Source organism: Amycolatopsis sp. GA6-003, assembly GCF_046267895.1.
GTDB lineage: Bacteria > Actinomycetota > Actinomycetes > Mycobacteriales > Pseudonocardiaceae > Amycolatopsis.
Map to the genome: position 1 here is coordinate 7537442 of NZ_CP176499.1, position 14687 is coordinate 7552128.

The window sequence follows — 14687 nt, forward strand, 5'->3', positions numbered from 1 at the left end:
CCGCGGGGCTTCTCGTTCCGTCCGGGTTTGTTCTGGGCCCCCCTGGTCGGCCAGTCAGGCGGCCCGCGCACCGCCCCCAGGGTTCAGCGGGTTTGCCGCTCGATGTGATCCGCGAGTTTGTCGAGGTATTGCAACGTTTCCCGTTCCGGCTGGGGCGGCAGCGTGAACGTCACCCGGTCCACTTCGGACTCCGCGTAGGCGGCGAGGTCGGAGTCGAGGGCGGCTCCGCAGAGGGTGATGCGGACGTCGGCCCGCCCCGTGTCGGCCAGCCACGATGCTACGCGGCGCAGTTCGGCGGGCGGGGTTTTCGCGCGGGGCAGCCATTCGTCCCCGTAGCGGGCGAGGCGGTCGAGGGCGGCTTTGCTTTCGCCGCCGATCGCGATGGGCGGGTGCGGGTGTTGTGCTGGTTTCGGCCAGGAATAGACCGGGGCGAAGTCTAGGTGCTCGCCGTGGAATTCGGCCTCCTCGGAGGTCCAGATCGCCTTCAGCGCGGCGATTTTCTCGTTCAGCAGCGGGCCGCGGCGGTGCGGATCGACGCCGTGGTTGCGCATTTCTTCGCGGTTCCACCCGGCCCCGACTCCGAAGAGGACCCGGCCGCCGGACAGGACGTCGAGCGTCGCGACTTCTTTGGCGGTCTGGAAGACATCGCGCTGGGCCAGCAGGGCGACGGCGGTGCCGAGCGTGAGGGTCGTCGTCGCCGCGGAAGCGAGCGCGAGGGCGACGAACGGGTCGTAAGTTCGGTAATACTCGCGCGGCAGCTCGCCGCCGCCGGACCAGGGCGTCTCCCGCTTGACCGGGATGTGCGAGTGCTCCGTGACGAGCAGCGTCTCGAAACCGCGTTCTTCCAGCGCACGGCCCAGCGTGTCCGGGCGGATGCTCTCGTCCGTGACGAACGTGTTGACGCCGAACTTCATGAGTTCTCCTGCGGATAACCGAGCGCGGGTCGTAGTTTCTCGATCAGTGCGCCGACCGCGAGCACCGTGGCATCCGAGTGCCGAGGCCCCACGATCTGAATGCCGACCGGCAAACCGCGGGACGTCAGTCCAATCGGGACGCTCAGCGCGGGTTGCCGCGACATGTTGAACGGATAGGTGAAAGGTGTCCACTGTGGCCAGTCGGTCAGCCCGCTGTCCGGCGGCACGTCGTGGCCCGCGGCGAAGGGCTCGATCGGCACGGTCGGCGTGAGCAGGAGGTCGAACCTCGTGTGGAATTCGCCCATGGCGACGCCGAGCGTGGCGAGTTCGCTTTGTGCGTCGAGATAGTCGGCCGTCGGATGCTGAGCGCCCCTGTCGATCAACCTCTGCAGGCCCGGGTCGAGCGGTGCGGTGCCGCCGTAGCGGCGGACGATGTGCGCGACGCCGACAGACCACAGCACGTCGAATGCGCTTGCCGGGTCAGGGAAATCGGGGTCGGCCTCCTCGACGTGCAGGCCGGTTCCGGCCAACGCGGCGACGGTTTCCGCGACGAGGGCGGCGACCTCCGGGTGTACGTCGACGCGGCCCAGCGCTGGCGAGTACGCGATCCGGACGGGGTCGATTGGCTCGCCGATGGTCGGTGTCCAGGACGGATCGCGATGGTCCCGGGCCGCGAGGAGGTCGGTCAGCGCGGCGACGTCGGCCACCGAGCGGGCCATCGGACCGGCGTGCGCCAGCGTGCCCAGGACGCTGGGCGGGTACATCGGGATGCGTCCGTGTGTCGGCTTGAAGCCCACGACTCCGCAGAAGGCGGCCGGGATGCGCACTGAACCGGCGGCGTCGGTGGCGACGGACACCGCGCCCATCCCGGTCCGGACTGCCACGCCGCTCCCGCCGCTCGACCCGCCCGCGGTCAGGGTCGGATCCCACGGATTCCGCGTGATGCCGTCGATGAGGTTGTCGGTAACGCCTTTCCAGCCGAGTTCGGAAGTCGTGGTCTTGCCGAGCAGGACGAGACCGTTCGCGCGGAGTGCTGCCGCGGCAGGGCTGTCGGTCTGCCATGGCTGGGTCGGGTCGGTGCGACGCGAACCGCGCAGCGTTGGGATATCTCGGGTTAGGAAGAGATCCTTGATCGACGCGGGAACTCCGTCGAATGGCCCCAGCGCGCGTCCGTCGGCCCAGCGTTGTTCACTCACCGCAGCCTGATTGAGCGCACCTTCGTAGTCGACGTGCGCGAAGGCGCGGAGGTTGTCGTGGACGTCGATGGCCGCCAGCGCCGCCTTCGTCGCTTCTACCGGCGAAAGCTCGCCGGACGCATAGGCGGCACCCAGTTGCTCGGCCGTCCATTGGCAGAGATCCGGGGTCATGGGTGCTCCGGGCGGGAGAGCGGTTCGGCAACGCGGCCGTAGAGTTCCGGCCTGCGGTCGCGGAAGATCGTGAGATATCTGCGCTGTGCTTTGAGATCTGAGTTCCGCAGCACCGCTCGGACCGCGTCCTCCCGGTCGTCGTCCGAGCGTGCCAGGACGTCGCCGCTCGGGCCCGCGATGGCGCTCCGGCCGTAGAAGTGCTGTTCGCCGTCGGTGCCGGTGCGGTTGCAGCCCAGGAAGAAGACAGCGTTCTCCATTGCCCTCGTCGCGCACCGCGACACGATGCTGTCCGACGGAACCTTCCCCGGCTGCACCGCCGACGCCCACAACGAGACGACGATCTCGGCCCCCGCGAGCGTCTGGACGCGGGCCATCTCGGGGAACCGGACGTCGTAACACACGTTGAGCGCCAGCGTGCCCAGTGCAGTAGAGAACACTGAGATCTCATCGCCGGGGACGTAGTATTCCTTCTCGTCCCGGCACGGGTGCACCTTGTGCTGCACCCCGGCCACCTCGCCGTCCGGGCCGATCACCACGGCGCTGTTGTACAGCACCTCTGGTATCCGAGGGTGCCGTTGTGACATACCAACGACGACGTGTGCCCCACCACGACGGGCCGCTTCACCCAGCACCTCTGTGGTCGGACCCGGTACGAGTTCCGACGCCGCGTAGAGGCTCTCTGCGTAAGCGTCGTCGCGCGCGGAGCGGATGTAGCCGGTGTTGCTCAACTCGGGGAAGACGATTAGTTCGGCACCGTGCTCCTGCGCCTCGCGCTCGACGAACTCTGCCATCCGTTTGGCGTTGCCTGGACAGTCCAGCACCGCGGAACTGAACTGCACCAACGAAACGCGTACCTCGTCCTTCATCGATGGTTCTCCGGATGCACGTCGCGCGCGAACTGCGGATTGCCCGCCAGCAAGCCCCCGTCGACGGGAAGCAAGCTGCCGGTGATGAACGACGCCTCGTCCGAAGCCAGGAAGAGCGCCGCGGACGCGATGTCGTCGGGCATGCCGACCTGGCCGAGCGGGTACCAGGTGGCGAGGCGGTCGAGGAGGTCCGGGTCGATCTTCTCGCGTTCCTTCCAGACGTCGGTGCGGAAGGTGCCCGGCACCAGCGCGTTGGCCCGGATCCCGAAGGGCGCGAACTCGACGGCCAGGTTGCGGGTCAGCGCCTCCACCCCGGCCTTCGCGGCGCTGTATCCCGCCGCGCCCACGTGCGTGTGCGCGTTCACCGACGACACATTGATGATCACTCCGCGCCGTTGTTCGATCATCGTCGGGAGCACCTGCTGGGAGCAGCGGAAGGCACCGGTCAGCACGACGTCGAGGTCACGGTTCCAGTCCTCGATCCGAGTGTCCAGAATGGACGCTGGATTGGACGTGAAGGCGTTGTTGACCAAGACGTCGATGCGGCCGTAGGCGAATCGGGCGGCTTCGGCCAGCGCCCGGACGTCGTCGTCGCTGCGGACGTCGGTCCGCACGGCCAGCGCTCGGCCGCCCTGGTCTTCCACGTCGGCGGCGGCCTGGTCGGCAGCCGCCTCGTCGCGGTCGGCTACCACCACGGCGGCGCCCTCGGCGGCGAAGCGGCGGACCAACGTCCGGCCCAGTCCCGAGCCACCGCCGCCGGTCACGATCACCACCCGCTCTGCGAAACGCATTTCACCCACCCATCAAGGCGCTTCGAGCAACGACATGCGGTCGGGCGAGTAGCGCTCGCCGGCGATCTGATCGGCGGGCACGGCCTGTTCGATCGCTGCCACGTCAGCGGTGGACAGTGAGATATCAACAGCCGCGACGTTTTCCTCCAGTCTGCTCCGCTTCTTCGTCCCCGGAATCGGCACGACGTCGTCGCCGTGGCTGTGCACCCACGCCAGCGCGAGCTGACCCGCCGTGACGCCCCGCTCCTCGGCGAGCTTTTCCAGCGCCCGCACGAATTCCAGGTTGCGTTCGAGGTTCCCGGCGGCGAAACGCGGCTGGGCCGTCCGCCGGAAGTCGTCCTTCTCGAAGTCGTCGGTCGAACGGTAGCGCCCGGTGAGGATGCCGCGGCCCAGCGGCGAGTACGGCACGATCCCGATGCCCAGTTCGCGGCACACCGGCACGACCTCGTCCTCGATCGTGCGCGACCACAGCGACCATTCGGTCTGCACTGAGGTGATCGGGTGCACGGCGTGCGCCCGGCGGATCGTCTCCGCCGACGCCTCCGACAGCCCGAGGTAGCGCACCTTCCCGGCCGCGACCAGTTCTGCCAGCGCTCCGACCGTCTCCTCGATCTCGACCGCGGGATCGACCCGGTGCTGCTGATAGAGGTCGATGTGGTCGACCCCGAGCCGGCGCAAGGACGCGGTACAGGCCTGCCGGACGTACTCCGCGTCACCGCGCACCGAGCGGGCCCTCGAGTCGTCCTCCGTGCGGACGACGCCGAATTTCGTGGCCAGGACGACCTCGTCGCGGCGTCCGGCGATCGCCCGCCCGACCAGTTCCTCGTTGGCGCCGTAGCCGTACATGTCGGAGGTGTCGAGGAGCGTGACGCCGAGGTCGAGCGCGCGGTGCACGGTCGCGATGGATTCGGTTTCGTCGCCGCTGCCGTAGAAATCGCTCATTCCCATGCAGCCGAGTCCTTGCGCGCCGACGTCGAGCTTGCCGAGATGCCGAAGGGGCATCGCCATGCTGGTTCTCCTTTGCCTAGCGGGACGGATCGCTGGCGGCGGCCGGTTCGGATGCCACCACCGGCTCGTTGATATCTTTCAGATGGGTCTCTGGCATCAGCAGGACCGCGCCGAAGGTGATCGCGCAGACGGCCGCCATGTAGATGGCCACCGACATCGAGGACCCGGTCGCCGCGTACAGCGACGTGGCGATCAGCGGGGCGAACGCGCCGCCGATGACCGCGCCGAGCTGCACGCCCAGCGAGACGCCGGAGTACCGGAGCCCGGTCGTGAACGCTTCGGCGAAGAAAGCGCCCTGCGGTCCGTACATCGTGGTGTGCAGCAGGCCGAGGCCGACGATGAACGCGACCAGGATCAGGAAGGTCGACTTCGTGTTCAGCAGCGGCCAGAAAGCGAACGAGAAGGCGCACAGCAACCCGGAACCTGCCAGCAGCATGGTGCGCCGGCCGATGCGGTCTGAGATGGCACCGGACGCCGGGAGCAATACCAGTTGCACGCCAGCCGCGACGAGTACCGCGAGCAAGACGGTGTCCTTCGACAGCCCCAAAATCGCGGGGTTCGTGCTGTACGAGACCGCGAACGTCATGAACAGGTAGTAGGTCACGTTGATGCCGATGTAGGCAGCCGCGACCAACGCGATTTGCTTGTAGTGCACCCGAAACGCGCGCAGCACGGGGGAGCGTTCCGGCTTCTTGACCTGCTTGAGCCGCCGGAACGCGTCGGTGTCCTCCAAGCGCAGCTGCAAGTGAATGGCCAGCCACACCAGCACCGCGCTCGCGAGGAACGGAACGCGCCAGCCCCACGCCTCGAACGCCGCGGGCGACGTGAATCGAATGGCCGCGATGAACGCGAGGTTGCCGAGGATGATGCCGCCCGGACCGCCCGCCTGCGCGAAGCTGGAGAAGAAGCCGCGCTTGCGGGGCGGCGCGCTTTCCATCGCGAGGAGGACAACGCCGCCGAGCTGTCCGCCGACTGCGATGCCCTGCAGGAAACGCAGCAATACCAACAGGATCGGCGCGGCGACCCCGAGCACCGAATACGTCGGCATCAGGCCGATGAGGGTCGAGGCGAGGCCCATTCCGGCGAGCGCGCCGATCAACGCCGTTTTGCGCCCGCGCACGTCGCCGATGTGGCCGAAGAGCACGCCGCCGAGCGGCCGGGCGAGGAAACCGACCGCGAAGGTCGCGAAGCTGAGCAACGCACTGGTCAACGCGGTCTGCTCGGGGAAGAAGAGCTGCGGGAAGACCAGCGCCGCCGCGGTGCCGTAGATGAAGAAGTCGTAGTTCTCGATGCTCGAAGCCGAGAGTGCGGTCACCGCGACCTTGGCCAGTCTCGTTTCGGGTCGTGCCTGTGGGGGTTCCTGCGCCGGCGCCATTGCCCGCTCCTTCCGCCACTTTTCGACGGCCGTGGGACGAAACGTTTCATCCAGTGAAACGTGTGAATCACTACGTGATATGGATTGTCTACTCGCCCTGGTCACGCAGGTCAAGGGGGCTCGTGCCGGGCTTCCGCGGGGCAGGATCGGGACCTCCGGCTCGGCCGAGCGGGAGGTGGGCGGCGGAAGGCGTCAGGTCGCCTCTCGAAAGGCCTCGACGATCTCCTCCATCGACGCCCCGGGCCCGAAATGCCGGTGGACGCCCGCCGCCAGCATGCGGTCGATTTCGGCGGGCTCGTCGATGCCGCCGGCGAGGACCGGGACGTCGGAGCCCTCGCGGCGCAGCCCCTCGACGGTCAGCGACGCGAAGTGGCCGAGCCCGCCGCTGAGGCAGCTGAGCCCGACCGCGTCGGCGTCCTCCTGGACCGCGACCTGCACGATCGTCGCCGTCGCCACGCGTTTGCCCAGGTAGACGACCTCGAACCCGGCGTCGGCGAGGTGCTTGCCGATCAGCCGGACGCCGACGTCGTGGCCGTCGAGCCCGAGTTTCGCCAGCACTACGCGCTTCATCTCTCGAACCCTTCCCGGGTGGCGCCGACGATCTCGGCGGAGGTGGCGCCCGCCCGCAGCGCCTCGATGCTGGGCCGGACCAGGTTCTCGGTGCCCGCGGCCGCGGTCTCGACGGCCTTGAGCGCCCGGTCGGCCAGCGCGGTGTCGCGGCGCCGCTTGTGCTCGGTGATCCGTTCGACGGCCTCCCGCTCGACCTTGGCGAAATCGAGCTCGCCCGAACTCCTGCCCGCGAACCACTCCGCGCGGGCCTTGGCGTCGAACACGCCGTGGCCGACCATCAGCCGCTCGCCGGTTCTCAGTTGTTCCTGGCGGGCACCTCGGTTTTCGTCGATCCGGCCGGCGATATAGCCGTTCTCGATGGCTTCGAGCGGACCGCCGGCTTCGGCGAGCCGGTCGAGTTCGAGCCGGACTTTGCGCAGCACCTGCTCGTCCACGTCGCGCAGTTTGGCGCTGCCCGCGAGCGGGTCGATCGTCGTCAGCGTGCCGTGTTCGTACGCGACGACCTGCATCGTGCGCACGGCGAGCGCGGCGGCGTCGGCGGACGGGATGCGCAACGCCTCGTCGTAACCGGTGGCGCAGAGGTAATCGACGCCGCCGAGCATGGAACCGAGGACGCTGAGCGTCACGCGCGGGATGTTGACCAGCGGTTCGTCGGCGGATTCCAGCCCATGCGCGTAACCCATGAGTTTCGCGACCGGCTGCTCGGCGACCGGAATTCCGTAGCGGTCGCGCAGAATCTCGCTCCACAGGATGCGTGCGGTGCGGAAAACCGAGGCTTCCACGAACAAATCGCTGCGTTCGTTGAGGAAGAACATCAACTTCTCGGCGACGGCCGCGGGTTCGTAGCCGCGGCCGACCAGTTCGTCCAGGTACGCGATGGCGTTGCCGAAAGCGAAAGCGACCGCTAACAACGGTCCCGCGCCCGCGACGTCGTAATGGTTGGAGCAGACGGTCAGCGCCGCACCAGGCATTCCTTCGTCGATCGCGAACGCGACGCAGTCGGCGGCGATCCGCAGTGCTTGCGCGGGGGAGTGGATTTCGGTGCCGCGCGCGGTGAATTCCTTGAGCGGATCGTTTTGCATCACTAGCTTCACGTGCCGGGCGTCGCGATCGGACAGTACACTGTGGACCATCCCGAGCGCGACGTGCCCGAGCGAGTTCTGCAGCATGCCAAGGCTGTCGGCGGTCGCGAGGTCGAGCCGGGAGCAGATCGTGCCGAAATCGTCGAGCGTCGCGCACGACACTCCGGCCCGGCCGACTTGAGCGTGCGAAAGCTCGTGGTCGGGATCGAAACCGAGCTGCGACGGAAGGTCCGCGGCCAGCAGGAACGATTCCGCGCCGACCTCCTGCAGCACGGCGAGTCGTTCCGCGGTCATCGCGGGCGAGCCGAGTCCGGAGTAGACCATGAAGCGCGGCCGGAACGGTCCGGGTTCGGCAATCCTGTTGTCGCTCCACGCTTTCAGCGCGGGCTCGGCAGCGGTCGGCTCGTACCGGATGCGAACCGGGACCCGGCCGTCGTTCGCCGTGGTGATGTCGTCGTGGTGGGGCACTGGGCCTCCGTCTCGTTCAGTCCACTTCGGATGCTCCGGACACCGTCGCCGAAATCCGCGCCGCGACTTCCCTGACGTGACGTTCGATCGCGGCGATTTTTTCTTTGCCGAGCCGGCCTTCCGGTCCGATGACGCTCAACGCCGCGAGTGCGAAACCGTTCGCGTCCGTGATCGGCGCGGTGACGCCGACCGCGCCCACCGCCCGTTCGCCGTGGCTGTGCGCGATGCCCTCGGCCGCGATCCGCGTCAGCTGGGCGCGCAGGGTTTCGAGGTCGGTGATCGTATTCGGCGTCGTGGGGTTGAGCGGAAGGTCCTTGAGCAGGCGCTCGCGCTCGGCCTCGGGCATGAACGCGAGCAGCGTCTTGCCCGCCGAACCGGTGTGGATGCCCTCGGAAACGCCGACGCCCGCGATGTAACGGATGAGGTGCGGGCTGGGCAGTTCCTTCACGCAAATGCGGGACCGGCCGGCACGCACGTGCACCGCGACAGTTTCCTCGGTGACGTCGCGCAGTTGCTCCAGCGCGTCGGTCGCCTCGAAGATGAAACCCGCATTGCCGTTGGAAATCGACGACATCAGGTGGAAGCAGCCGGGGCCGAGTCCGTAATGCCCGCTGGCCTGGTCCTGCACGACCATTCCCTTGGCGCGCAACGTGCTCAGCAGCCGGTAGGTCGTCGGCTTCGACAGCGAGACGACCTCGGCCACGTCGCCGAGCGTCAGCGGGCTGTGCCCGAGCGCGAACAGGATGTCGATCGCCCGGCTCACCGCGCGGACCGTGGAGCCGTCGGGGGTTTCAGTCACTGGCCACCTCTGCGTTTTGTCGAGTGAGGTCACCGTATCAACCAGCGAAACGCTCGGGCTCGAACCAGTAGCGCGGGGTCTCGCCGATCCGCACGCGCACGGCCATCCCGGCTTCGGGTGCGGACCCGCCGGTCCGGACCTGGCCGAACACCATCGGCCCGCCGTCGTCGAGGGCGATCTGGCCGAGCGTGTACGGCGCGGGCAGCCCTGGCCGGGGGACGTGCACGGTCGTGTAGGTGAGCAGCACGCCGGTCGCCGCGAACGCGTGCTCCGCCGGCGCGGCCGTCCCGCATCGGTGGCAGACCGCGCGCGCCGGGAACGAGGCCGCGCCGCATTGCCCGCAACGGCTGCCGACGAGCGCGTGCCCGTTGTCGCGCGGCCGTTCGCCGGTGGCCGGAACCTTCAAGGCGGCGTTCAGTCCCATGGGTCGGTCCTCTCCAGCAGATGTACGCACGAGACGGCTGATTCGCCCTCCAGCCAGCCGCCGTTGTTGTGGGCGAGGCCGATGCGCGGCTGCCGTGTCTGCCGTCCGGTGGCCTCGCCGCGCAACTGCCAGGTCAGCTCGGCGATCTGCGCCAGCCCGGTCGCCCCGACCGCGTGGCCGCGCGACGACAGCCCGCCGCTGGGATTGACCGGACGGGCCCCGTCGAGCTGGGTCGTGCCGCTGGCGAGCAGCGCGCCGGCGTCGCCTGGACTGCAGAAGCCGAGCTGCTCGTACGCGATGAGTTCGGCAGGAGCCATCGCGTCGTGTACCTCGGCGACGTCGATGTCCTCGGGGCCGAACCCCGCTTCCGCATAGGCCGCTGCCGCGCACAGCTCGGTCAGAGATGGCTCGTCCCCGGTGGTGGTATATCCAGTTGCCGCCTGTGCTGCTCTAATCTGGACGGTCGGTCTCTCTGTCGCCGGAACCGCCCCACGCCGGGCGACCACGACCGCCGCCGCGCCGTCGCAGATCGAACTGCACATGAGCAAGGTCAACGGGTCAGCGATGGGCCGCGACGCCAGCACTTCCTCCCGGCTGACGATTTTCCGGTGCTGGGCATACGGATTGCGCTCGCCGTTGGCGTGGCTCTTCACCGAAACCGCGACCAGATCGTCCATGGTGAGCTTGCCCGCCGCGATGAGCTTGCGCAGCCGCATCCCGTAAACCGCGGTGAACTGCAGCCCGATCCCGGACACCACGTCGAGATCGCCCGCCGACTCCAGCGCCGCGAGCGTCCGAGACCGGTCCTCCACGAACATCTTCTCCACGCCCGCGACCAACACGACGTCCGCCGATCCGGCGCGGATCGCGAGGACCGCCTGCCGCAACGCGGTGGACCCGCTCGCACAGGCGTTCTCGACATTCGTCACCGGAACCCGCTCGATCCCGATCTCGCGCAGCACCGACTGCCCGCGGATCATCTCCTGGCCCTGCAACAGTCCCGCCATCGCGTTGGCCGCGTAGACCGCGTCGACGTCACGCACCTCGAGCCCCGCGTCCACCAGCGCGGATACGCACGCGACACGGTTGAGATCTTTCAACGAGGAGTTGAGATAACGTCCGAAGGGATGCATCCCGACGCCTAAGATCTCAATGTCGTCGACGCTCATTCCAGCCCTCCGATCAGCCTGTCCCGCAGTTCCACCCGGTCGACCTTCCCGTAGGGGGTGCGCGGAATGGCGTCCCAGATCTCCAGCCGCCGCGGCGTGCGAATCCCCAGCCGGGGACGGACGAACTCGATCAACTCCTGACTGGACGCGACCTGGGCGTCCCGCAAGCGCACCACCGCCGTGACCGCGTCGCCCCACCGCGGGTCCGGCAGCCCGAGCACCACTGCCTCGCTCACCGCCGCGTGCGCGGACAGTTCGTTTTCCACCTCGCGCGGCGCGATGTTGTACCCGCCGGAGTTGATCATTTCGTCATTGCGCCCCTGCAGGTGAATGAACCCGCGCTCGTCGGCCCTCGCGAGGTCCTTGGTGCGCAGCCATCCGTCGACCAGCACCGCTGCCGTCGCCTCGGGTTTGCGGTGGTATCCGGTCATCACATGCGACCCGCGCACGTAGACCTCCCCGATCTCGCCCGCCCGCGCGACCCGTCCATCGTCGGTGCGCACCTCAACCGCCACCGATTTCCACGGCCTGCCCGCGGATTGCCTGGCCTGCGGGTCGAGATGATCGGTCTTGCTGAGGCAGGTAATCGTCATCGGCGCTTCGGACTGCCCGTAGTCCTGCACCAACGTCGGCCCGAACCGGTCGAGTGCGCGCTCCAGCACCGGCAACGCGACGCTGGACGCGCCGTAGACGATTGTCTCGAACCCCCACTCGCCGCGCGCCGCGTCCAGCAATGGTTCGAGCATCGCCGGAACCGCTTTGAGCGTCCGGAAATGCTCTTCACGGGACCGGTGCCACACCTCGTCGGGATCGAACTTCGGCAGGACATGCACGCCAGCGCCGCTGATCAAATACGGCAACACGAAATACCCCGACGCGTGCGAAACGGCCTGGGTGAGCAAAATCCTTTCCCCTTCGCGGACCGGTGCCAGCTCCAGCAGCAAGTTCAACGCCACCTCGCGCAATGCCCGATGCGACAGCACGACTCCCTTGGGCCGCCCAGTTGTCCCGGAGGTGTAGGAAATCCACGCCGCCCCTTCGGGATCGCTGTCCCGCAACACTGGCCCGCTTCGTGCGCTGGCGATCAGCATCTCGTACGAGTGCTGGAAGCTGGCATCGTCCTCGAACGGAATCACCGCGATCCCGAACTCCTCGGCCAGCGCGTGCGCCTCGGCGGCGAATTTCGGGGCGAAGAAGAGCGCACGGAGTCCGGAATCCTCGGCTACGTAACGGAAATCCTCCAGATGCAGCCTCGCGTTGAGTGCCACGCGAACCCGTCGCCCGAGCGCCAGAGCACAATCGGTCTCGACGAATTCGGTGCGGTTGTCGGACAGGATCCCGACACTCGCGCCTTCCGGAACGCCGAGCGCGTCCATCGCATTGGCCAGCCGCTCCGCGCGGTCGAGAAGCTCGCCGAAGGTGCGCGCCGTACGCCCGTCGTCGACTGCCGTAAGACCCCGATGCGCGGCCCCGGCCCGACGGAGCAAGCAGGCGGTGTCGAGAACCATCCGAGCGGCCTCCCCTTGCTGAAGGGTGTTTCATCTGGTGACAAGAACGTATTGTCTGATGAAACGCTGTGTCAAGGGGGGTGCTGCCGGGGAGCCGCTTGCTTCGCTGCGCTGCCCGGCCGCGCCTCGTCCGGACAGCGGTATCCTCAGCGGCGCGGCGGGAGCGCGGCTCTGACTACTGACGAGGACACGGTGCACGGCGAGATCAGGCGCAGCAGATTCATCAATGTGTTCGCCGCTTTCGTCGTAGTGTTCCTCAGCGCCGGAGTCCCGGCCGTCTACGACGTCGGAGGGTTGCCTCCGCTGGGGGTTTCCCTGCCGCTGGCCGCAGTGCTGCTCGAAGTGATCCGCCGCAGCGGCTTGCGACCCCGAATCGCCTGGGACGGGCATGAGGTGGAGGTCGTGTACGCGGTCGGGTCGCTGAAAGTTCCTTGGAAACAGGTCTATTTCGTCCGCGAGCGCGGAAACCAGATTGAAATTGGGCTGGAAAACAGCAGTATCCGGTGGGAGTTCGACCATCTTTGGCTGCTGTCCAAGATTTCCCGCCGCTACCGTTCACGCGCCGGGAAGAACGAACGTCGGTTGTCCGCTGCGTTGGAGCACAGCCGTGCGGTCCGTGACACGGAGGTCGAGGGGCGAGGAAGACGTATTGATCGGTCGTTGTGGGTTTTCGTGCTGTATCCGTTGACGGTCCCGCTCACGTTGTGGCTCAAGGCTGCCAGTCTGGCCTGACCAGGCCGAACTGGACGATCAAGTCGTGGCAGGTCGGCTGTCCGTGGAGGAGAGCTGGCGAGCGCTGAAGGTTTCGCGGAACAAAGCTCACTCAGCGATTGTGCCCCGGAGAAAAAACGCGCACCTCCCCATACCCCGCCAGAACCCCCGCCACATCACCAGACCCGTTACGCAGAACCGAATCCAAGAACACCAGAGTGGCAGCCGCGACCACGTGCGGGCTCTCGGCCCGGCCCAGCGAACCGGTTATCGAAGGCACCGGCGGCAAGTACAGCGGACCGTCGGTGAAGGTGAGGTGTGCGGCGCCCGGGAGGGTGAGGCGGTAGTTCGTCGCTGTCCCGCGGGCTAGCACCTCGGTGAGCTGGGGCAGGTAACGAGGGTCGGTGGCCGGGGTGACGGCCTGGGTGAGTGCGAGCGTCGGCTGGTCCAGTGCGGGCGACAGGGGGCCGCGCGGGTAGCCGTCCAGATCGACGACCGCGGCGATCCGGTGGTCCTGTCTGGCCGCTTGCAGTGCGGCGGCACCGCCCATGGAGTGGCCGGTCGCGGCGACCCGGCTGGTGTCCAGGCGTCCGGCCAGCGGATCGGAGCCGCCTTGGTTGAGGGCTTCCAGTTGGGTCAGCGCGAAGCTGAGGTCGGCGGCCCGGATCGCGGTCCAGGTTTCGCCAAGGCGGTTGTCCTCGTCCCGGTCTCCGGTGGAGACGGTCGCGGTGGTGATCGTCCGGCCGTCGGCGAGCACGACGGCGGCGGAGTCGTACGGGTGGTCTAGCGCGGCGACCACGTAGCCGTGGCTGGCGAGTTCCTCCGCCCACGCGGTGTTCTGCGTACGCACGCCGCTCGACCCCGGCGAGAACAGCACGATCGGAAACCGTCCGCCTTCGCTGGCCGCCGGGGCGTCGGGAATCGCGTGGGTGCGGGCGCGCGGGACATCGTCCAGCAGGAAACCCGGCAGGCCGACTCCGCGGGCGAGTGCTTCGGCGACCGTGCGTGCTTCGTCCGTCGTGCGTCCGAGGTACTGCGCACGCGGTGCGTCAGCACTGTCTCGCGCGGGGTACCAGAGCTGGGCGACGACCGTGCGCCGGTCCTGCGGATCGGCGGTGAAGGTCTCGGGGCGGTTCGGGTCGGTCCACTGCAGCACGCGGGTGCCGACCGCGAAGCCGCCGGAGGGCGCGGGGAAGCCGGGGACGGGGAAGGCCCACGCGGTCACGGGGCCGGTGGCGATCAGGGCGAAGCAGGCCAGCGATCCCGGCAGCGCCAAGCGGATCCGCCGAGGACGGTTTCGCGCCAACGGAAGGAAGGCGAGCATGGCGCCTGCCAGCACCGGCAGCAGCTGCCAGCGGATCCCGGTCACGGCGAGCGCGATCGCGGACGGCAGGAACACCACTCCCGCGGCGATGGCGCCGCGCCGGCGTGCCAGGGCGGGCAGCCAGCGCGCTACCACCAGCGTGACGGCGCTGAGCAGGGTCAGGATTTCCAGCAGGGACAGGTTCAGTCCCGGGATGATCTCGGTCACCGGGCCATGTTCGGCCGCGGGCCTGCGCGGCCGCATCGCTCTCCGGACCCGATCTCGATGGCGTCTCCAGTGGCAATCGAACCCCGGAACCAGCGGCCGGAGTG

14 protein-coding genes are annotated in these 14687 nt (G+C 68.3%); 1 reads left to right on the forward strand and 13 read right to left on the reverse strand.

Going from position 1 to position 14687, the window contains the following annotated elements:
• Nucleotides 1–83: 83 nt before the first annotated feature.
• The 12 genes from F9C12_RS34175 to F9C12_RS34230 all read right to left on the reverse strand — a co-directional run bounded on the left by F9C12_RS34175 (nucleotide 84) and on the right by F9C12_RS34230 (nucleotide 12341).
• A complete protein-coding gene (locus F9C12_RS34175; RefSeq protein WP_409463152.1) occupies nucleotides 84–914 on the reverse strand; it encodes an LLM class F420-dependent oxidoreductase in 831 nt (276 codons plus the stop codon).
• Nucleotides 911–2281: an amidase gene (locus tag F9C12_RS34180; protein ID WP_409463153.1), complete on the reverse strand. Its 1371-nt coding sequence runs from the start codon at nucleotides 2279–2281 to the stop codon at nucleotides 911–913. Before F9C12_RS34180 ends, F9C12_RS34175 begins: the two co-directional genes overlap by 4 nt.
• Nucleotides 2278–3147 (reverse strand): carbon-nitrogen hydrolase family protein, encoded by an 870-nt coding sequence (locus F9C12_RS34185; protein WP_409463154.1) that lies wholly within the window; start codon nucleotides 3145–3147, stop codon nucleotides 2278–2280. The genes F9C12_RS34180 and F9C12_RS34185 overlap by 4 nt, the downstream gene beginning before the upstream one ends.
• Nucleotides 3144–3938 carry an SDR family NAD(P)-dependent oxidoreductase gene (locus tag F9C12_RS34190; protein WP_409463155.1) on the reverse strand — a complete coding sequence of 265 codons (795 nt, stop codon included), beginning with the start codon at nucleotides 3936–3938 and terminating at the stop codon, nucleotides 3144–3146. The genes F9C12_RS34185 and F9C12_RS34190 overlap by 4 nt, the downstream gene beginning before the upstream one ends.
• 12 nt (nucleotides 3939–3950) lie before the next feature.
• Nucleotides 3951–4940, reverse strand: a complete 990-nt coding sequence (locus F9C12_RS34195) for an aldo/keto reductase (RefSeq protein ID WP_409467119.1) — start codon at nucleotides 4938–4940, stop codon at nucleotides 3951–3953.
• Nucleotides 4941–4962: 22 nt separating this feature from the next.
• Complete coding sequence (locus F9C12_RS34200) at nucleotides 4963–6321, reverse strand: MFS transporter (protein ID WP_409463156.1); 1359 nt, start codon at nucleotides 6319–6321, stop codon at nucleotides 4963–4965.
• A gap of 192 nt (nucleotides 6322–6513) precedes the next feature.
• Nucleotides 6514–6891, reverse strand: coding sequence for a cobalamin B12-binding domain-containing protein (locus tag F9C12_RS34205; RefSeq protein ID WP_409463157.1), 378 nt, complete (start codon nucleotides 6889–6891; stop codon nucleotides 6514–6516).
• Nucleotides 6888–8441, reverse strand: coding sequence for a methylmalonyl-CoA mutase family protein (locus F9C12_RS34210; RefSeq protein ID WP_409463158.1), 1554 nt, complete (start codon nucleotides 8439–8441; stop codon nucleotides 6888–6890). The genes F9C12_RS34205 and F9C12_RS34210 overlap by 4 nt, the downstream gene beginning before the upstream one ends.
• A 16-nt stretch (nucleotides 8442–8457) precedes the next feature.
• Nucleotides 8458–9240 (reverse strand): IclR family transcriptional regulator, encoded by a 783-nt coding sequence (locus F9C12_RS34215; protein ID WP_409185886.1) that lies wholly within the window; start codon nucleotides 9238–9240, stop codon nucleotides 8458–8460.
• A gap of 37 nt (nucleotides 9241–9277) precedes the next feature.
• Nucleotides 9278–9664, reverse strand: a complete 387-nt coding sequence (locus F9C12_RS34220) for a Zn-ribbon domain-containing OB-fold protein (protein WP_409463159.1) — start codon at nucleotides 9662–9664, stop codon at nucleotides 9278–9280.
• Nucleotides 9655–10833: a thiolase family protein gene (locus F9C12_RS34225; protein WP_409463160.1), complete on the reverse strand. Its 1179-nt coding sequence runs from the start codon at nucleotides 10831–10833 to the stop codon at nucleotides 9655–9657. Before F9C12_RS34225 ends, F9C12_RS34220 begins: the two co-directional genes overlap by 10 nt.
• Nucleotides 10830–12341, reverse strand: coding sequence for a class I adenylate-forming enzyme family protein (locus F9C12_RS34230; RefSeq protein ID WP_409463161.1), 1512 nt, complete (start codon nucleotides 12339–12341; stop codon nucleotides 10830–10832). The genes F9C12_RS34225 and F9C12_RS34230 overlap by 4 nt, the downstream gene beginning before the upstream one ends.
• A gap of 192 nt (nucleotides 12342–12533) precedes the next feature.
• On the opposite strand from F9C12_RS34230, the gene F9C12_RS34235 reads away from it, so the two are divergent.
• Nucleotides 12534–13073, forward strand: coding sequence for a hypothetical protein (locus F9C12_RS34235; RefSeq protein WP_409185890.1), 540 nt, complete (start codon nucleotides 12534–12536; stop codon nucleotides 13071–13073).
• 91 nt (nucleotides 13074–13164) lie between these two features.
• Here F9C12_RS34235 and F9C12_RS34240 read toward each other — a convergent pair whose 3' ends face one another.
• Nucleotides 13165–14583 (reverse strand): alpha/beta hydrolase family protein, encoded by a 1419-nt coding sequence (locus F9C12_RS34240; protein ID WP_409185891.1) that lies wholly within the window; start codon nucleotides 14581–14583, stop codon nucleotides 13165–13167.
• Nucleotides 14584–14687 lie beyond the last annotated feature (104 nt).